General features: G+C 24.6%; 16 protein-coding genes, 1 tRNA gene, 1 pseudogene and 1 riboswitch. Of the genes and pseudogenes, 6 read left to right on the forward strand and 12 right to left on the reverse strand.

Going from position 1 to position 19,860, the window contains the following annotated elements; all coding sequences use genetic code 4:
* Window positions 1-168: 168 nt before the first annotated feature.
* Window positions 169-1,359, reverse strand: coding sequence for a phosphoglycerate kinase (locus MALL_RS00315; protein WP_005683141.1), 1,191 nt, complete (start codon window positions 1,357-1,359; stop codon window positions 169-171).
* 186 nt (window positions 1,360-1,545) lie between these two features.
* On the opposite strand from MALL_RS00315, the gene MALL_RS00320 reads away from it, so the two are divergent.
* The 3 genes from MALL_RS00320 to MALL_RS00330 are packed head-to-tail and all read left to right on the forward strand — an operon-like array spanning window position 1,546 to window position 5,574.
* Entirely contained in the window at window positions 1,546-1,905 is a 360-nt protein-coding gene (locus MALL_RS00320) for a hypothetical protein (RefSeq protein ID WP_005683111.1), read from the forward strand.
* Window positions 1,905-5,234, forward strand: coding sequence for a DEAD/DEAH box helicase (locus tag MALL_RS00325; protein WP_005683066.1), 3,330 nt, complete (start codon window positions 1,905-1,907; stop codon window positions 5,232-5,234). Before MALL_RS00320 ends, MALL_RS00325 begins: the two co-directional genes overlap by 1 nt.
* Window positions 5,221-5,574: an ArsR/SmtB family transcription factor gene (locus tag MALL_RS00330; protein ID WP_005683067.1), complete on the forward strand. Its 354-nt coding sequence runs from the start codon at window positions 5,221-5,223 to the stop codon at window positions 5,572-5,574. Before MALL_RS00325 ends, MALL_RS00330 begins: the two co-directional genes overlap by 14 nt.
* A gap of 86 nt (window positions 5,575-5,660) precedes the next feature.
* Here MALL_RS00330 and MALL_RS00335 read toward each other — a convergent pair whose 3' ends face one another.
* From MALL_RS00335 to pfkA, 4 genes are all read right to left on the reverse strand, one after another.
* Window positions 5,661-6,404 carry a hypothetical protein gene (locus MALL_RS00335; protein ID WP_005683069.1) on the reverse strand — a complete coding sequence of 248 codons (744 nt, stop codon included), beginning with the start codon at window positions 6,402-6,404 and terminating at the stop codon, window positions 5,661-5,663.
* 108 nt (window positions 6,405-6,512) lie between these two features.
* On the reverse strand, window positions 6,513-6,653 hold the full coding sequence (locus MALL_RS04380; RefSeq protein WP_005683131.1) for a hypothetical protein: 141 nt from the start codon (window positions 6,651-6,653) through the stop codon (window positions 6,513-6,515).
* Between the two features lie 29 nt (window positions 6,654-6,682).
* Window positions 6,683-7,492: a hypothetical protein gene (locus tag MALL_RS00340; protein WP_005683089.1), complete on the reverse strand. Its 810-nt coding sequence runs from the start codon at window positions 7,490-7,492 to the stop codon at window positions 6,683-6,685.
* A 118-nt stretch (window positions 7,493-7,610) separates the two neighbouring features.
* Window positions 7,611-8,588, reverse strand: coding sequence for a 6-phosphofructokinase (gene pfkA, locus MALL_RS00345; RefSeq protein WP_005683096.1), 978 nt, complete (start codon window positions 8,586-8,588; stop codon window positions 7,611-7,613).
* A gap of 77 nt (window positions 8,589-8,665) precedes the next feature.
* Here pfkA and MALL_RS04215 point away from each other — a divergent pair, with 77 nt between their 5' ends.
* Window positions 8,666-10,141 (forward strand): protein kinase family protein, encoded by a 1,476-nt coding sequence (locus MALL_RS04215; RefSeq protein ID WP_005683156.1) that lies wholly within the window; start codon window positions 8,666-8,668, stop codon window positions 10,139-10,141.
* 5 nt (window positions 10,142-10,146) lie between these two features.
* On the opposite strand, the gene MALL_RS00355 is transcribed toward MALL_RS04215, so the two are convergent.
* The 5 genes from MALL_RS00355 to MALL_RS00375 all read right to left on the reverse strand — a co-directional run bounded on the left by MALL_RS00355 (window position 10,147) and on the right by MALL_RS00375 (window position 17,154).
* The gene (locus MALL_RS00355; RefSeq protein ID WP_050767263.1) at window positions 10,147-11,877 is read right to left on the reverse strand and encodes a PhnE/PtxC family ABC transporter permease; all 1,731 of its coding nucleotides are present in this window, start codon (window positions 11,875-11,877) and stop codon (window positions 10,147-10,149) included.
* Window positions 11,850-12,590 (reverse strand): phosphonate ABC transporter ATP-binding protein, encoded by a 741-nt coding sequence (locus tag MALL_RS00360; RefSeq protein WP_005683103.1) that lies wholly within the window; start codon window positions 12,588-12,590, stop codon window positions 11,850-11,852. The genes MALL_RS00355 and MALL_RS00360 overlap by 28 nt, the downstream gene beginning before the upstream one ends.
* 12 nt (window positions 12,591-12,602) lie before the next feature.
* Window positions 12,603-13,841 (reverse strand): ABC transporter thiamine pyrophosphate-binding lipoprotein p37/Cypl, encoded by a 1,239-nt coding sequence (gene cypl, locus MALL_RS00365; RefSeq protein WP_005683114.1) that lies wholly within the window; start codon window positions 13,839-13,841, stop codon window positions 12,603-12,605.
* A 27-nt stretch (window positions 13,842-13,868) separates the two neighbouring features.
* A riboswitch (TPP riboswitch) is annotated at window positions 13,869-13,960 on the reverse strand.
* A 70-nt stretch (window positions 13,961-14,030) separates the two neighbouring features.
* The gene (locus MALL_RS00370) at window positions 14,031-15,161 is read right to left on the reverse strand and encodes a hypothetical protein (protein ID WP_005683129.1); all 1,131 of its coding nucleotides are present in this window, start codon (window positions 15,159-15,161) and stop codon (window positions 14,031-14,033) included.
* Window positions 15,162-15,177: 16 nt separating this feature from the next.
* A complete protein-coding gene (locus MALL_RS00375; RefSeq protein ID WP_005683076.1) occupies window positions 15,178-17,154 on the reverse strand; it encodes a hypothetical protein in 1,977 nt (658 codons plus the stop codon).
* A gap of 185 nt (window positions 17,155-17,339) precedes the next feature.
* On the opposite strand from MALL_RS00375, the gene MALL_RS00380 reads away from it, so the two are divergent.
* Both MALL_RS00380 and MALL_RS04685 read left to right on the forward strand, forming a co-directional pair.
* A complete protein-coding gene (locus MALL_RS00380) occupies window positions 17,340-17,942 on the forward strand; it encodes an FMN-dependent NADH-azoreductase (protein ID WP_005683080.1) in 603 nt (200 codons plus the stop codon).
* A gap of 90 nt (window positions 17,943-18,032) precedes the next feature.
* Window positions 18,033-18,245: pseudogene (locus MALL_RS04685) on the forward strand (gamma-glutamylcyclotransferase family protein); the annotation flags it as partial.
* 132 nt (window positions 18,246-18,377) lie between these two features.
* Here MALL_RS04685 and obgE read toward each other — a convergent pair.
* Window positions 18,378-19,640: a GTPase ObgE gene (gene obgE, locus MALL_RS00385; RefSeq protein WP_005683093.1), complete on the reverse strand. Its 1,263-nt coding sequence runs from the start codon at window positions 19,638-19,640 to the stop codon at window positions 18,378-18,380.
* A 61-nt stretch (window positions 19,641-19,701) separates the two neighbouring features.
* Window positions 19,702-19,792, reverse strand: a tRNA-Ser gene (locus tag MALL_RS00390).
* Window positions 19,793-19,860 lie beyond the last annotated feature (68 nt).

A 19,860-nucleotide genomic window follows, 5' to 3' on the forward strand; every position in this document is an offset into this window, starting at 1 on the left:
TTTTAAATGTTTTTTTCATAAAAAATTTTTAAAAATTGTCTAATAAAGAAAGTTTTTAATAAAAATCACTGTCTAGTAAAATGAAAAAAATTCCACTTTTAAAAAGAAAATCATAAAAATAAATAAAAAATAAAGAATGAACTTTATTTTTTAAAATCTAAAATTTGATTATTTTTTTCTATCTTGGATGGCTACAACTCCAGGTAATTCTAAACCTTGAAGTAATTCTAAACTAGCTCCTCCACCGGTTGAAACATGAGAGAATTTTTCTACCATATTTAATTTTTCAACAGCAGCAACGCTATCTCCACCACCAACAACTGAATAAACACCATCAAGAGCTGCGATTTCTTGAGCTACTTGTAATGTACCTTGTTTAAAGTTTTCAAATTCTGTAACTCCCATTGGTCCATTTCAAACAACTGTTTTTGCTCCTTTAAGAACTGCTTTAAAGGCTTCAATTGATTTAGGCCCAATATCAAGACCCATGTAATCAGCTGGAATTTCTAAACCAAATAATTTTCCTGGTTCATCTTTAAATTCTTTTGCACATAAGTGATCTGAAGGTAAAATAACTTTTTTACCATGTTCTGCTAAGAATTTTTTAGCTAATTCAACAAATTCATCCTCTACTAAGCTTGTTCCTATTGAATGACCTTGAGCTTTAAGAAATGTATAAGCCATTCCTCCACCAATAATCATTTTGTCAGCAATTTTAACTAAATTTTCTAAAACTTGAATTTTATCTGATACTTTTGCTCCACCAATAATAGCTACATATGGGTGTTTTGGATTTTGAATAGCTTTATTTAATGCACTAACTTCTTTTTCCATTAAATACCCTAGTGCAGATTCTTTAATGTTTTTTGAAATTCCAACATTAGATGCATGTGCACGGTGTGCTGTTCCAAATGCATCATTAATAAATACATCTCCTAAACTTGCTCAGTATTTTCCTAATTCAGCGTCATTTTTACTTTCAGCTTTATTATTTAAGTCTTCATATCTTGTGTTTTGTACTAAAATAACTTCATTTTGTTTTTGGTTTTTAATAGTATCTTCTAGTGAAAACCCTCTTGTTTCACGAACAAATAATACGTCTCTTTTTAATTGTAAAGATAATTCTTGAGCAACTGGTGATAAGTCACCTTTTACTAAATCTTCTTGAGTTTTTACTCTTCCTAAGTGTGAAAATAAAATTACTTTCCCACCTTCACTTAGAACTTTATTAATTGTTGGTAAAGCAGCTACGATACGTTTTTTAGATGTAATTTGTCCATTTTTAATAGGAACATTAAAATCAACTCTAATTAAAACTCTTTTCCCAGCTAATTTAACATTATCAATTGTTTTTTTCATAATTCTCCTTGTTATTTTTTTATCCCTCTAATTATAATATTTTTTTAAATTATTATTACTAAGCAAAAATATGAAAATAAGGAATTGTTAACATAGCAATAATCTAATTAATAAATTAGAAAAGTTTTTTAAATTTACTTCATGATTTTGGCAAAACATTACTTAAAAGTTGTATATAATAAACATATGAAAACAAGCGATAAAATTTTAATGACATTTTTAACAATTATTACATTTGGACTAATTTGAATTAAGTGAAATAAAGACAAAAAACATACTAAAAACACTATATACCAGTTAAATAAGTTACCATGCGATGTTGAAAAACTAGTAGAAAATATTAACTTAGATAATATAGTTTCAATTAAAAAAACCTCAACAAGAATCATTATACAAATTAAAGATTCAACCCTTGTTAATCAACAAGCAATAAAAGATACAAAAGGCGTTAGTGGTTTATTTATTTCTTCACAAAGTATTTCAATAATTTTTGGAGAATACACAAGTGCAGTTTATGAAGAATTACTAAAAATTAAGGATAAATAATGAATTCAAAAGACCAAAGATATAAATCAATATTAGATAATTTACTAGAAGTGACAAGTAATGATCCTTCTGTTTTTACTTCAGTTAATAATAAAAACTATTTTGATGTTTTTAAACTATTTAATCCAAAACATTTTGAAACAATATATAAAACTAAACGATTTGAAATTCCAATTATTGAAACTTCGCTATTAAATTTAGTTTCAGATGTAGAAAAGGCAGAAACTAAAGAAGAAATCCTTAACCTTTTAAACCATAATGAAGTTGAAATAGAAAACGCAGCAAAAATTTTAAATGGAGAGTTTCAAGAAGCAAAATTAAAAATTCGTGAAGCTATAAATGCTAGCTTTCAAAAATCTACTATTAAATGAAAATTATTGTTAAATAAAGCAAATGAAATAAATGATGAAATTAACATTTGACCATTGCATATTTCATTTATGTATATTTCTTTAGTTTTAGATGATAGTAAAGTTATTTATGCACCTTTATTTTTTAAACAGGTATTTATAAGTTTTAAAAATGGTATTCCTCATTTAATTAGTGATGGAGAAGTTTATACAAATGAAAAATTATTATTTATTTTAAACAATCAAGGGTTTAATTTTTCAATAGATTTTGACTTATCTCACTATAGTATAGAAGAATTAGCAAAAAAAGTTAGTGAAGCTTGAAGTACATATTATCCTGACATCGATGCACAAATTAATAATAATTTTGATAAAAAAACACCAGAATCAATACTTAATCAATCAATACAATTTCATCCAGGAATAGTTTTAGGTAACTTTTTACCAGCCGGGGGATATAGCCGTAACAGAATGAAAGACATTATTGAAAACGATGAAATAGACGATATTATAAACGTTGAATTCAATAAAAATACATACAAAAATAAAGTAAAAGACTCTGTTTTTAGTGACAAACTAGCTCTTTTTAAAATAACTCCAACTAATTTTTCACAAGACAAGGCTATTATTTCTTCACTAAGCCAAAATACAATTATTTGAGGTCCACCAGGAACTGGTAAATCTCAAACAATTGTTAATCTTTTAGCTAATATTTTAGTTTATGGAAAAACCGCTATTGTTGCTTCACAAAAAAAAGCTGCTCTTGAAGTTATTAGAAATAGACTAGGATCACTTTCTAGTTTTGGTTTATTTATTTTAACTTCTAAAGATATGAAGAAAAAAAGTTTTTATAAACCTATAAGAGAATATTTAGACTTTTTAGAAAATTTTGAAAAAGAAGTTAATGTTTCATATTTACAGGTTATTTCACAAAAAGAAAAAGAGTGAGTTAATAAACTTCAAGAAATAAATTCTAATTCTAAATTTAATGACATTTTACATGCTTATTTTTATTTATACAACAACTTAGATCACTTAAATCAAGATGATTTAGATTTTGTTTTAAGTTTACCTAAAAATTTAATTTATCCATCAAGCTTAATTCAAGAAAGAATGGATAAAGTTTTATTAAAAATAAATAAAATTTTACCAATCCCTTTTAGTAAAACTTATCAAAATGTAAAACTTTTAGGAGTTGAAATAAATAAAAATTTATCAACATTCAAGGGAGATATTTCAGCTTTAGTTTTAGCTTTTAGAAACATAAGTCAAAGTGATTTAGAATGATTAAGAGAAATTTTAGATTTATGTCCTGAATATGATTTAGCTCAAACTTCAAATGAAGAAATGATAAAAAACATAACTGCTCACAGAATAATCAATAGAATTAAAACATTTGATAAAACAATGATTCGAGAATATAAGGAATTTGCTGCTTCAGCAAGAATTTCAAATTTAGAACCATATAAATTTGTTAAAAGATTTTCTGAATTAATCAAAATTTTATTTCCAATTATTATTGCAACTCCAGATACTGATTTAAGTAAATGAAATAAAAATGAGTTTGATTTTGGAATTATGGATGAATCATCACAATTATTTATAGAAAAAGGACTCCCAATTTTATATTTAGCCAAAACAAAAATATTGGCAGGTGATGATAAACAAATGAAACCTTCAAATTGATTTGGAACTAGAACTACTGATGATTCAATCTTTGGAAATGTTGAATCTTTACTTGATTATGCAACAAGTCTAGGTGTATACAGTATTCTTCTTGACAAAAACTATCGTTCAAACTATGCTTCACTAATGACTTTTTCATCAAAAAATTTCTATAATTCAAGTCTTGATGTTATTGATGTTGCTGGAAATTTTGAAAGTCAAGCAATTGAAGTTATTCAAGTAGATGGATTATGAGCAGACAATAAAAATGAAATAGAAGGATTAAAAGCTATTGAAATTACTAATGAAGCTATAGACAAGTACAATAAGGTAATTTTATTAGCATTTAACGCTAAACAAAGAGAGTATTTAACTGACTTAATTTATAACCAATATCCAAAACTTGAAGCTGCAATAAACGATCGTAAATTAATGTTAAGAAACATTGAAAACATACAAGGTGATGAAGCTGATTTAGTTATATGTACTGTAGCTTATGATAAAAATTCAAAAATAAATGCTACTTATGTGGGACGTCCTGGTGGAATGAATGCACTTAATGTGGCTATTTCAAGAGCTAAAGATAAAATGATTGTTATTAAAACAATTAAATCTGCTGATGTTGCTATAAATCAAAACATAAGTGAAGACACAAGAATGTTTAAAGATTGACTTAGTTTTTTAGAATTAGATGAATTAGAAAGAAAAATTATTTCTCAAAAAACTACAAGTGAAGCTAAAAATAACTTTATTGATCCAGATGATATTGATGAAACAACTTTAAGTAAAGAAGTTTTTGATGAATTTAATAACCTCTCAAAATTAAATCCTCGTATAACTTATGCTAAAAATTTTACAATTGGTACAATTAATATTGATCTGGCAACATTTATTGACGGAAAAATTTATAAATGTTACTTATTCGATAACTTTAATTATCAAAACGATTATGAAAAATTTGTTTTATTTAAAGATAAGCTTAATTTCTTTAGAGCTAAACAGTACAAAATAGAAGTAATCAATAAAATAAATTGACTAAAAAATAAAAATCAAATTATTGAATCATACAATTTAGAAATAATTAACAACTATATTGATAATAAACTTTTTGAAGCTAAAAAGATTGAATCTAATGATGATTTTAGTACAGAATTAAATGATAAAGAAAATGAATTTTTAGAAGCGGATTTTGATAACATAGAAGATATAAACCAAAATCAAATTGTTTCTAAAGAAGAATTTCTTGAAGAATTAACTAAAGAAATTAAAATGATAAAAGAAGCAAATGAGGAGAATCCAAATGGAATTAACTAAATTTTTTAAACTATGTTCTTCAAAAGTTAAACTATTAATCATAGTTCATTTATACTCTTGTGACGATAACGAATGTGACGTGCAGACACTTGTTGATTTATTTCAGGAAAAACAATCAAATATTTCTAAACACTTTATGGACCTAAGAAAATTAAAAGTTGTTGAAAAGAAAAAAGATGCAAAAAGAGTTTTTTACAAACTAACAAAAAAATTCAAACAACAATATTCAGCATATCTAGATATTATTTCATTAGATCACTGTTTTAAAGATTATGCTTGTTTCTGTTCTTCAATTAAATATGAAAATTCAAAATGCGCACACGATTGCTGTGATGAATAATTCTAAATAATTTTAACCAATATGCCTATAAACAAGACATATTTTTATTTAAAAATACACCATGGTGGTGTATTATTATACTTTACTTATGCGCTTGGTTTATGATTAGCTTTATAATCTCTATCTCAAATTTCTTTAAATTTATTAAAAGCAAATTTTACAGATTTTAAATCCTCAGCAACTTGCTTAGGAGAATAAATTTCTATACCAAATTCACTTTTAGCTCTAGCTATTTCAAATTCTATTGCTTTTTTAAATCCAAGTAATTTTAAATCTGCTGTAAATTCTGGTAATTTTAATTCTTTTAATCATGCTTCTGTGTTTTTAACTTCAGTTAAACCTTCAGTGTTTAATCTTTTTACTTCAGATTTTTGTTCATCTGTAGCATTTGATAAGTATGTGTATGCTTCAAACATTCTATCAAATCAGAAAGTAATTGCATAAGCACCTTCTGAAGGATTTTTTGCACTATTTACTTTTTCAATCATAGGTTCAAATATATTTTTTATATCAAAATCCATTTTTTGTTTTAATACTTTAAATTTTTCATCTAAAAGTTTTTCGTTGATAAATTTTTTTACGTCATTTAAAACTGGTGTAAAATTCTCTTTAATTTTTTGACTAATTTCTTCTTGAGTTGGTGCTGCATTTTCTTTTTTTGGTTCTGGTTGTGCTATTTCTTTATTTGTATCAGCATTTGTATTTGTTTCTTTATTTGCTTCTTTATTTGTATCTGTATTTTTTGCAGAATTAACATTACATGATATAGCTACTGTTAAAGGTAATATAGATACTAATGTAGATGATAAAATTAATAATTTTTTATTCATATTTTCTTTTTTTATTTAAATATATTTAGTTATTATAAAAGAAAAAACATTTTAATGGTTAAAAATGTGTAAAAAACATCACACTTTTTTAGTGTGATATTTTTTAAATTATTTAGTAATTGACATTTCTATTTGTTTAATGTTTTCAATTTTTTCTAAATATCATGTTAATGCATCTTCTTCATTATATTTAGTATCAGAAGTTGCGTTTATTTCATTTTTCAATGTTTCTAATTGTGTTTTATGCAACCCATATTTTGATTGATCAGTAATTTTAGCTAATACTGCTGTAATCTTTGTTGTAAGGTCATTTTTTTGTCACTAAATGATGCAGGAGTATTAAACATTACTTTAAATTTTTCATATTGTTCTTTAGTTATTTTAACCATACCTTTAAATAAATTTAATTCTTTTTCTAGATCCGCTGGTGCTAAAATTATTGATAAAATTTGAATTTTTTTAGAATCAAACAATGATCTGCTTGTTTCAACGAATTTTTTTAATTTTTCTTGATCAAATTTTCCTTCTGCTTTTAAACTACCTAATCAGTCTTGCGAGTCTTTATATTCTTTTGCAGCATTTTTAAGAAATTCATCAGCTTTTTTCTTTTCAGCAGGATCTGCATCTTTTAAATATTTATGAGCATTTTTCATTCTTTCAAATCAACCATCAAAGTCATTTTTTAAAACTTCTGCTTCATTTGATGTTTTAACAGAATTTTTTCCTTCTAACGCTTCTTTAAATCATTTATTTAAAACGATATTCATTTCATTTTTTAGTTCTTTAAATTTTTCTTCAGTATCAATTTTATTTGTTTTTATAAATGATTCTGCTTCAGCTATCTTTGCATTAACTTCAGTTTTTAATTCTTCTAGTTTTTTAGCTTCAGCTGTTTTATTTGGATCAACATCAGGAGTAGTAGGTTTTTTATCTGGCTCACTTACAGCTGGTGGGTTTTGAGTATTATTGTTATTGTCTTTGTTTGGTTGTTCTGTGGGTTTAGCACCACATGAAATTGCAGAAAGTACCGCAACTGGTAATACTAAGCTTGATGCTAGTAATACTAATTTTGTTTTTATTTTCTTCATAATATTCTTTTAATATCGTATTTAATATAATACGTATCTATATTTTAATATATTTTTTTCATTTTTTTTATATGAAAACTTTAAAAAAATTAGCCTCATATAAGACTAATTATTTGTGTTAAAGCATTTTATTAAGTTTATTGAATTTAATTACTTTTTCTCTAGCTTTTAGTTTAGAAGGATTTTTCATACTTAATGCTTCTAAAATAGGAACTCCTACAATGTCATTTTTCACTATTCCAATTGCTAAACCAGATTTTCCTTCAAGTAAATAATCAACAGCTTTAATTCCCATTAAAGAAGATAAAATTCTTTCCTGAGCAGTTGGTCTACCACCTCTTTGTGTGTGTGCAAGAGAATTAGAACGTGTTGTTCATCCTGTTTTTTCTTGAATCATTTTTTCTAAAGATTTTAGATCATATCTTTTTTCAGAAACTAAAACAATTATGCTTCTTCTTCCTTCTTGCTTGGTTAATTCTATAGCATCGTTAGCAATTTGTTCCATTGGAATAACGTAATCACTTGTAGCAATAATTTCAGCTCCAGTAGCTAATCCACTATATAAAGCTAAATCACCACATTCATTACCCATAACTTCAACAATCATAATTCCTTTATGTGAATTTGCTGTATCTCTTATTTTGTCAATTGCTTCAACAATGGTGTTTAAAGCAGTATCGTAGCCTATTGTAAAATCACTTGATGCAATATCGTTATCGATTGTTCCAGGAAGTCCGATTGTATGAACACCTAATTCGTGTAGTAATTGTGCTCCCATATAACTACCATCTCCACCTATTACAATTAAAGCATCAATGTCTTTATCTTTAAGGTTTTTAACAGCAATTTTTCTAACTGAAAGTTCTTTAAACTCAGGATAACGTGCTGAATAAATAGCTGTTCCACCTTGGTGTGATAATTCATTTAATTTTAGTGTGTCTGCTGAAACAATATTGTTGTCAACAAGACCTTTATATCCTTCTAAAACAACAAAAACTTCTAAGTTGTGACTTTTAGCATTTCTTATTATTGAACATAATGCTGAATTCATTCCAGGTGCATCTCCACCTGATGTAAGGATTGCAATTTTTCTCATATTTTCTCCTAATTTTTATATGTATTTACTTGTAACAATTTTATATTTTTTTTGCTTAAATAAAATAAAATTTTTATATGAACAATTCTTCAAAATATATGCATAAAACATATTGAAATTTTTATAAATATTTGCCTGATTTTATTACAAAACACCTTAAAAAAGTTAATTTTATAACATACGGTTATCACAATATAACTTTTAGTGGCTATTACAAAAAAAATAAGGTTTTAATTAGAATTCCTATTAAATATAAAAATACTAATAAATATTTAGTTAATCACAAAAATGAGGAAAAAATTTATAGTTATTTTAAAAATGTTTTTTACTACAAGCAAGGCGTTTTAGTAAAAAAATGAATTGAAGGAACAACATTAGACACATTTGACTTTAACCATCGAAAAAATAATTGAATAAAGTTAAAAGTTATAAAAAAATTAAGAGAATTTCATAAAATCAAAATTGACAATATTTCAAAATTTAACTGAAATACTTATAAAAATTATGATGATGATTTCATAAGAAAAACTAAATTATTTAAAAATAATTCATTAATTCATGGTGATTTAGCAGCTAAAAATATACTTTTAACTAGTGATAATGAAATTGAATTTTTAGACTATGAATGAGTAAGAAAAGGAAATTTTTTATTTGACATTTCAACTATACAAAAAACTTTAAAAATAGATAAAAGCACATTGATAAAAGAATTTAAAATAAAAAGTGAAGATTTAGACATAATGAACTATATAAAAGGTGAATTCGATAAATTCGCATATCAGAATGTTTATGATGAATGACATGAACTTATCAATAAAAATTTAAGTCTAAATTCCAATGTAAAAAATCCCGGACAATTTATAATTAAATATAAATCAAATACAAGTTCTTATAAAAAGTTTAATTTAACTAATGATTCTAAAATAACACCTAAAATTTATTATGAAGACAATAAAGTGTGTATTAGTGAATTTATAAAAAATACTTGTATAAAAAAACCTAATTTAAGAGTTTTATTTAAATGTGCAAAAAAAATAAATTTTTTATCGACTAAAAATTTTAAGAAACCTATATTTAATAAAATACCTATTGTTAAACAATTAAAAGATTTAACAAATAATTCAATAATTATTTTAGAGTTATTAAAAATTATTAAAAAAGATTATTCATTAAATAGTTTTGTTCATTATGATTTAAATGCTGAAAATATTTTATTTTTAAATTCTAAAAATGTAAAAATTATTGACTTTGAATTTGCTTACTGAGGAAATCAAGATTTTAATCTGGCAAATATTTATTCTTCTTATTATCAAAATAATTTAAAAGTAAATAATTTATTAAAAAAATATATAGTTAATAAAAATGATTTTTTTAAATCGCTATTGTTATGTAATTTATTTTACTTATTTTGAACATTAAAAAATGCACAATACAGAAATGACTGAATAGGTTTAAATATTCAATTAATTTTTAAAGCATTAGATAATTTAGAATTAAATTTAATTAAAGTTTCAAAATTAAAAAGCCAATTGCAAGAGTTAATAAAAAGCTAGAACAATTAAGTTCTAACTTTTTTATTATTTAAGTTCTTAACTATTAGATCTGTCAGTAAGTTTAAGATAAAAATACTGAATGTTGCTATTCAAATATAACTCATAGCTTTTTGCGGTTGATATTTAATAGGATTTAAATAGTGATTTATATAACTACCAATTTTAAGTGTATTTGCACTAAAAATTGCATAAGTAATTGCACTTCGAAATGACATTTCAAAAGCAAAAAGACTTAAAGTAATTAAATCTTTTTTAATTGTTGGTATAACATAATATATATAAATTTTAAATTTTGAATAAGATTGAATTTTTAAATTTTCTATAAATTCAAAATCTAAAGTATCTGTTATTTCATATAGCCTTTTACTAAAAGAACTTGAAGAATGAATTCCTAAAACAAAAACTAATAAAGTTATAGGATCATTTGCCAAAGGATTAAAAGTATAAATAAACACAACACTTGGAAATAATCTTATAAAAGTGTTAAAGACTTTAAAAGTAAATGATGTTTTTAGTCCATGTAGTTTAAATATGCTTCAATAAAAAATTATGAAACTAAAAATTAGCATAACAATTAAACTAATGAGCGCATAATATAACGATTGCAAAATTTGTAAGAGTGGATTATTTTGCAATGTATTATCAAATTTAAAAACGCTTCAATCTGGGCTAAATGTACTTAAAAAGAATTCATGAGTTTTATCTAAAGATGTTCTTGATAAGTTAGTTGTTGATAAAAAGACAATAGATAATATTATTAAAACGATAAATAAAATATTTTTAATTATTTTTTTAAGGGAAATTACTTTAACTGCTGTACCATAGTCAAATTTGGTTATTTTAATGTTTTGATCTTCAAATAAATATTTATTTATTAAAAAACTTATTATTTCTAGAAAAATAATAAAAATAAACAAAATAATTAAGGGAATTCCTATTTGATCAAAAGTATAATCAGCACTTCCAGAAAAGTGAATTAGTGCACCTATTCCACTTAATCCTAGTGCAGATAAAATTGATCCTCATCTAATATTAGCTTCAAATGAATATATGAATAATGAGCTGAATCTAGATAAAAGTTTTAAAAATATTTCCTGAAAAAAAGCATAAATTTTACTGTTTCCATTATTTAAAGAAATAAAATAAAATTTTGGATCAATACTATTAATTGCATCTAAAAAATATTTATGTAATCATAATCACGAAAATCACAAAAACACCATTGTCATAGCCATTTCTGGATAAAAAGACAGAGTAAATAATTTAATAAATATTAGTTCTGGAAAAGATCTCAATAATAAAATAAACAAATTATTAAAATAGGCTAAATACTTATTTAGAACATATTTGCTAGAAAGAAAAGAGGATATTATAGCTAAAATGAATCCTAAAAAAGTACCAATTAATGTCGTTTTTAATGTTATTCATAAATATTTAAAAGATAACAGTCAGTTATTATCTGTACCTAATAAAAATGAACTTTCATTATTAAAAACAAATAAATTTTTTATATTTTTTCAAAATAAATTAATACCAAATTTGTTAGTTGTTGAATAATCCAAAAAACTAAAACTTAAAATTATTATAAAAACTAAAACAAAGATAAAAAAGTGTTTTCAAAATGGACGTAGTTTTTTAGATGTTTGTTGCTGATTTGTACTTGATTTTACTTGATAAAAAAATCAATTACTTGTAATTATTATATTTTTTAACTTAGTAATTTTTTGATTTCACATAAGGTAGTTTCATTTGTGTTTTTATGCAGAGCAACACGACCTTCTTTTAAAACAATTATTTGATCAAATTTTTCGAGGGCTAAATTAAGATCATGAATATTAACTAAAATAGTTATGTTTTTTGTTTTATTTAATTCTCTAAGTAATTCCATAACATCACTTGAATTTTTAAAATCTAAATTACTTGTAGGTTCATCAGCTAAAATTAAATCAACTTGTTCTAAGAGCAATTTGGCAATTTCCACTCTTTGTTGTTGTCCACCACTAAGTGTATCAACACGATAAAAAGCTTTCTCTAAAATTTTTAAATCGTTCAATATTTCAAAAATTTTCTGATGTTTTTGTTGATCTGGTATGTTTAATAATTTATAAAAAATATTTTTATGATTTTTAAGAGCTTTTAAAATGTTATTGTAAACATTTTGACTTGGAATTAAATTGGTTTTCTGACTTAAAAAACCAATTTTCTTTATTATTTGATTTCATTCCTTTTTGTTTAACTTATTAATATTTTTTTCAAATATTTTAACAGTTCCAAAAGTAGGTTTTAAATATCGACTAAGTAGTTTAAAAATAGTAGTTTTTCCAGCACCGCTTAGACCTACAATTGCAACCATATCTCCCTTATTTATAGTTAAATTGAAATTTTCATATAACAAAAAATTTGAATCAAGTTCAAGTTTTATATCGTTTAATTCAATTATTTTTTGCATATATTTTCTTTCTTATTTTAAACTACCTTCTGTAGTTTTTTGTAATTTTAATAATTCTGAAAAATTATTAGATTTATTATCCCCAAAATAATTATAACCGGTATAAATACCTAGTGTATTTTCTTTTGGGTTTATCATAGCTAAAGCTTGACTTAATAAATTAACTTGTTCTTTAGCCAAACCTACTCTTGCTAAAATCGCATCATATGGTGCTGGATTAGTAACACTTAAAACTCTAACTACGGAGTCTGAATTTGTAGGTACATAATTATTTGCTCCTCATGATTTAGGGGTTCAATTAAATGCTCCTTCATCATCAAAAGCAATATTAAAAGTACGTTTATCACCTTGCTCTTGACCTATAATGGTAGCGTCTTTACCACTTAAAACAAATTTTGAATTTTCTGGGGCTTCAAGTCATTTAACAACTTCATTTTCATTTTTAAATTTATTTGAAAAATGTTTAGCTATTAATGAAACTTGATACTTAAATTTTCCTCCACTTGTTTTTTTCTTATAAATAATTCCGTATTTAGAAAATTCTTCTCAGTTTTTTTCTTCTCATGCTTTAGTAATAGCGTTTCTTTGTGCTTCATTTCCAGCAATCAAAATGCTTCCACGATAATACAAAGTAGTTCTATCAAGATTATAAAAAACTGCATATTTTGAACCGTCAAAACCATATGTTTCTTTTGTGTCTTTTCAGTTTTTAAATTCTCCATATGGTGCAGAAAATTGTAATTCATTTTCATGTTTAGCCATTTTTCTAAGTGGGTCATTAATTGAGCCATCATTATAAACTAATGGATCGATTGTTGATCACTTAAACATTAACGTTCCAGTTTGCCCAGCAAACTGAGGAAATGATTCATCTATTTTGTCATTTGAAAATGAATGATAAGGTAAAATAGCTAAATCAGTATTAGTTTTATCACTTTTTAAATTTTGAAGAGTAGCATTTTTATCACCATTTACTTCTAATTTAAATTTGACATTTGGATACTTTTTTAAATTTTTGTCTTTATTTTTTAATGAATTGAAGTTGTCTTCCATTAGCTTAATATAAGACTCTTTATCTCATTTGTCTGTATTTTCTCAACCATATGTTAAAGTAATTTCATTATCTCAAGCAATATCATTTTTAATATCTACTTTTTCCGTTTCATTAGTAGTTTTAGCACATGATACTAAAGCTCCTAAAGGAAGTAATGAGCTTAAACTTAAGGTTAAAAATTTTATATTTTTTTTCATTTAACTCCTTGCGTAACAAGAAGGAGAGATATATAAAAAATAACTTGCAACGCGAGCATTATCTCGATCTGCTTGAAGGTATATTCTCAGCCAATTTAACGGCACCCTTGTTACATGTTAATTATAACTACTTTTTTCAAAAAAATGCCTATAAAAACAAAAACTTCCTATGTGTTAGGAAGTTCTTGTTTATTTAATAAAATTGTTATTTAATCATTTCATTATTTCACTTAATGATACTAATTCAGCGTAAAGTTGCGCTAGGTGAAATGGTTGATAACCTTGTTCATTCATGTCTTCATAATTTTTATATTTAGTTGATGAATGTCTAATTTCGCTATTACGTTCTATTAAAATGTCTTTACTGTTTAATTCCTTATAAAATGCATTTCTTGCTGTAGATAAGGCGTTTTTGGCTTTTGTTTTTTGATCTTCAGTTGACTTAGGATCTTTGAATGTTTTTAAGGCATCAAGAGAAGCCTGTGCATATTTTGATTCCAATTCTTTTATTTTATTAAAAATTGGAGTTGTATCTGATTCATCTTTAGGATCAGCATGAGTTATAAATGATGGATTTATATCGTTAATATTTCTATATAAATTGTTTTTTGATCTTAGTTTTTCATAAGATTCAGTTAACAATTTATATGCATCTTTATCATCATGATCATCAGCAATTAAAATTGTTGATAGATTAGCAGATTCTGAATATACTCAATAACGAATTAAAGCAAATAATTCTTGACCAGGAACTATTTTTGAAAGTTTTGTTATTTGAGTTTTTTTTCTGTTGTAACCATCTTTATTTGTGTTTGAGTCTTCAATATATGAAAGAATTTCTCCTATTACTGATTTTTTAAATCCGGTATTTTCAAAACCTAAATTATCAAGTTCGTTTTTTAAAGTTGTTTTTAATTCGTTAATTTCTTTACTGTTTTTGTCTTTATTTTTTCATGCGGTTAATTTTGTTAATACATTATTTAAAGAGTTTTTAAATGTAGTTAAAAATTCATTTGAATCATATATATTATTTAAAATATTTTTTGTTTCATTATTTTCTAATTTAAGTTTAAACGTATTAATATTATTATTTTCTTTTTCAATAGTATCTTTTTCAAAATTACTATTATTTACCGTTTCTAAAAGTAATTTATACTCAACAACTAGTTTTTTAATATTTAAATATGATTGATCATTTAGTGTATAACCTTCATTGTAAGCATTCAAATTCAACCTTTCAAAAAGTAAAGTTTTTTTACCTTCTTTTTCATGCCCAAAAATAATTAATAACTCATCATCTTTTTTAGAAAGTAAATCCAAATCCTTTTTTAATTCTCTAGATTTTTTGTTTTTGCTTCGTTAATATTTTTTGCAGTTCATTAGCATAAACATCTATTGAATTACTTATTTTTAATTTTAAAGCATCGCTAAAAAATTCGAATTTTTTATCTTTTCCTTGTTCTACTTTAAACAAGTTTTGAACATCTTTAGCAACTTTTAATTTATCATCAAAATATTTTTTAACAGTTGTTTCATTTAAATCAGAAGGTTTTGCAATAAATATTTTTTTAAGATTTTCATTTAAAAATTTAATATTTTCTTCATACTCTTTTATTGAAGAATCTTCATTTTTAATTGACTTATCATAAACTTCTAAGTCTTTATCTTTTGCTAAAATACTTTTTAAAGGATCTTCATCTATTTTTTCTTTAAGTGTATTTCAATAATTAAAGTAATCAAAAATTGTGTTATTTTGAATTTCTAATTTTTTAAGAGCAATATGCTTATTAAAAGTCGATACAAAATCATTTTCTCTTATTTTATTTATGTTTCTTAATTCAGATCTTGATCAATCTCAAAAAATTTCATAATTTTTTTCATCTTCTCGTTTTGATAAAACATTTTTGCTATAAAAGTCATTAATTGATTTTAATAATACTTCATTTTTTGCTTTATATTCTTTAGTTAATTTTTCAAAATCTACTGTATACAAGGTATTTAAGTCATTTTTTGCTTTTTCAAAATAATATAAAAGTTCTTTTTTAGAATTAGCTGCACCAGCAAATTTTATACGTTTCATTAAAGCAACATTGTCTTTAAATTCGAATAGTTTTTTAGAAAAATAAACAGATGTTAAAAAGTCTTTTGCTTTATTTTTATAAAAGTTTGCATATAGTGTATGAATTTCAGTTGCTTTAGTCTCAAGTTCATTTAACAATTTTGGATCATTTATTTGCATGTAAACAGGAAATTCGCTTGAAGAAACTGGTATTTTATATTCAAGTCTAAAAGTATGAAATTTATTAGTATCTAAAAGTAATTTATAAATTAAATTATCTTCAGCAAACTTGAATTTAATAACTTGATGACCAAAATCAACTGTTTCGTTTTTAATTACTAAATAGTCTTTTTTTAGTTGATTTAGTGTTTTTAATTGCTCATCTTTTTTAGGATTATTTTTTGTGTCCTGTTTTGTAACTTCGCTTATTGCTAAATCAATATCTTTTAATCTTCAATCAAACAGAGCATCCATAAATTTTTCTTTTGGATGATTTAGTTTGATTCTATTATCACCTTCTAAGTAATCTTTTAAAACTGCTATATGTCCGATATAATGCATTACTAAACGTTCATAATAATTTAAATTAGTATGATCTTCTAGTTCATCTTTAATAGCATCTTTAGTTTTACTTAATCCTTCAATCATACTAGTTCAAAATGTTGCATTTTGCTTAAACTTTTCAGGTTGCTGCTCTTTTCAAGCATTTTGAAATTCAATTTCTATAAAATCAAACATTGTTTTAAGAGCTTTTTTAGCACTCAAGTCATTTCTTGGTAAACTAAATTTTGAACTCAATTCTTTTGCTTCGTTTAATTTTGCATTTAATTCATCAATTTCTTTTTTATGTTCACTTTTTAATTTATTTGTTAATTCTTCTAGCTCTTTATCATTCTTAACAACTCCGGGTGTACTTGTAGAAGTATTATTACTCATATTAGTAATTGCATGTGTTATTTTTCTAAATTGTTCATCTTTAATTTTGTTAATCTTTGCCAACATTTCAAAATCAAAATTTGTTTCATTTTTTGTTGAGTTATTTAACTCTTGTAATTGACTTTTAAGTTGATTATTTAACTCTTCAAGTCCTTTAATGTCTTTAATATTGTTTAAAGTTTTATTCATCTCATCAAGTTTAAGCTCTATTTCTTCTTTGTAACTATGCTTTACATCTACTCCAGAACAAGAAGTAGCAATAAATGTTGCAACAAAAGTACATAAAGTTAAACCGAATAATACTTTTAGTTTTTTCATTTTTCTCCTTATAAAATTTGTTTATAAATTATATTTTAATTTGCAAAAATTCAAATCAAATTATCATATTTTCAGATTAGTAAATAAAACTTATATGTTTTCATATATGTGTTAATTTAATTTTTTTTATAACTATTTTTTTTATAAATTATAATTATTAAAATTATTAATTAATAAGGAGAAATATGTCAAAAACATTAGTAATATATGGTGATTTAAATAAGGCTGAAAATTCGTATTCACATTTAGCTACAAAATCATTTATAGAAAAATATAAAAAAGCAAACCCAGGAGAAGTATTTGAAGAATTTGATTTAAATAAAACTGAATTAGCTAAAGTTTTCTTAACACAAGAAAATGTTGGATCTTACTATACACAAGTTAAAAGTGACTTTTGAATAGATAAATTAAAAGAAGTAAATAAAGTTGTTGTAGCAGTTCCTATGATTAACTTTGGACCAAGCGCAATTGTTAAAAACTTTATAGATGCAGTTGCAGTTGCAAACAAAACTTTCTCATACAAATATTCAAAAAAAGGAGATGCAATTGGTTTACTAGATAATTTAGAAAAAGTTTTAGTTGTAGCAAGCCAAGGTGCTCCAGCAGATTGATATATTTGAGGAAGTCATGCTTTATGATTAGAAGGAACATTTAAGTTTTTTGGAGCTAAAAGTGTTGACACTTTATTAATTAGTGGTGTTAAAACTCCAACTTTTGCTAACATGACACAACCTGAAGTATTAGCAACATTTGAGAACGAAATTAACAAAAAAGTGAAAGCATTTTAATTGTTTTATTATTTAGCATATGGAAGTAATTTAAGTAAAGAAGTTTTACTAGAGTACTGTCCAAGTGCACAATTAATAAAAACATTATTTTTGGAAAATTACACTTTAGAATTTCGCGGAAAAATAAATAAAGGTTATTTAACCATTAAAGAAAAAGCAAATTCAAAAATTCCAATTGTAATTTGAAAAATTAATAAAAGCGATTTAGCTTCTTTAGATGATTATGAAGACTATCCAAATCTTTATAAAAAAGTTATTTTTAAAATAAATATCAATAACAATGAACATGAAGTTTTAAGTTATATTATGAATCAAAATTATCCATTCCAAAAACCAACTGAACAATATTGAAAAATTGTAAATAAAGCTTACGATGAGTTAAATTTTGATAAGAATATTTTATTAAATGCATATAAAAATCGGTTTAGGCCGATTTTATTTATCATTTTCTCACTCAAATTGATACTCAAAAATTGAAACTGTATCACCTGGTTCAATATCAAGTTTTATGAGTTCATCTCATACTCCAATTTTTTTAAGAATATTATTAAATCTTAATAAGTTATCATATGAATTAATTGGTATTTTATTATATAACTCTTCAACTTTTCTACCACTAACTTCAAAGTATCCTTTGTATGGACTAAATACTTTAAAGTCTGGATCAAATGTAATTGTTAATTCCTCAATTGGCTGTTCTATAGGTTTAAATGTAACTTTTTGTACCATTTCTCAAAGAACTTTTTTTACAGTATCCATATTTTCACGATTAATCGCAGAAACTTCAATCAATTGAACATTTGGATATTTTTTCTTAAATTTTTTAATATTACTTTTAAAAGCAGGTAAGTCTGATTTATTAGCAATAACCAACTGTTCTTTTTGTTCTAGTTTTAAATCATAACTTGTTAATTCATTATTAATTGTTTCATAATCTTTTATTGGATCTTTATTTTCGTCTCCAAAGTCAACAATATGCGCTATTACTCTACATCTTTCAATGTGCTTTAAAAATTGAATACCTAATCCTTTTCCTAAAGAAGCACCTTTAATTAAACCCGGTAAGTCTGCAACACTGAATGAATTATCAAAAAACTTAACCATTCCTAATTGAGGAACTAAGGTTGTAAATTCATATTCAGCAACTTTAGCATTTGCATTTGAAATTGCGTTTAAGAATGTACTTTTTCCAGCACTTGGTTTACCTACAGCTCCAACATCACTTAATATTTTTAAAACAATCTTGGCTTCAAATTTTTCACCTGGCATTCCATTTTCACAAATTCTTGGAGCAGTGTTTTTAGAAGTTTTAAACTTCGTATTACCTCTTCCTCCTTTTCCTCCAGCTGCGACTAAATAAGGTTTATTTGGTTCAATAACATCACAAACTAATTTATCATTTTTATAAACAAGAGTTCCAATTGGAACATTTATGTAAGTGTGAAAAGCATTAGCTCCATATAGGTTTTTTGGGCCACCTTTGACACCGTCTTCAGCTATTATGTGCTTATTTTTGTAAAAACTTAATAGTGTATTTTTTCCTAAATCACCTACAAAATAGATGTTTCCACCATTTCCACCATCTCCTCCATCAGGTCCACCTTTATCAACGTGTGCTTCACGACGAAATGAAATCATTCCATCACCACCTTTACCTGCTTGAACTAAAATATTAATTTGATCTATAAAACGTGCCATAATACCCCTAAAAATTTACTTATATTATAGATTAAAGCATGAAAAAAAGAATAAAAAAAAATGGCGGAACAGAGAGGATTTGAACCTCCGCGGGAGTTGCCTCCCCTACAGTCTTAGCAGGACCGCCTCTTCAGCCACTTGAGTACTGTTCCAAAGTATCATTATTATATAGTAAAACTTTGAATTTAAAAAGAAAAAAAGGAGTAAAAATTATAGAAAT

Origin of the sequence: Mycoplasmopsis alligatoris A21JP2, from assembly GCF_000178375.1 — a bacterium.
Taxonomy (GTDB): Bacteria; Bacillota_I; Bacilli_A; order Mycoplasmatales; family Metamycoplasmataceae; genus Mycoplasmopsis; species Mycoplasmopsis alligatoris.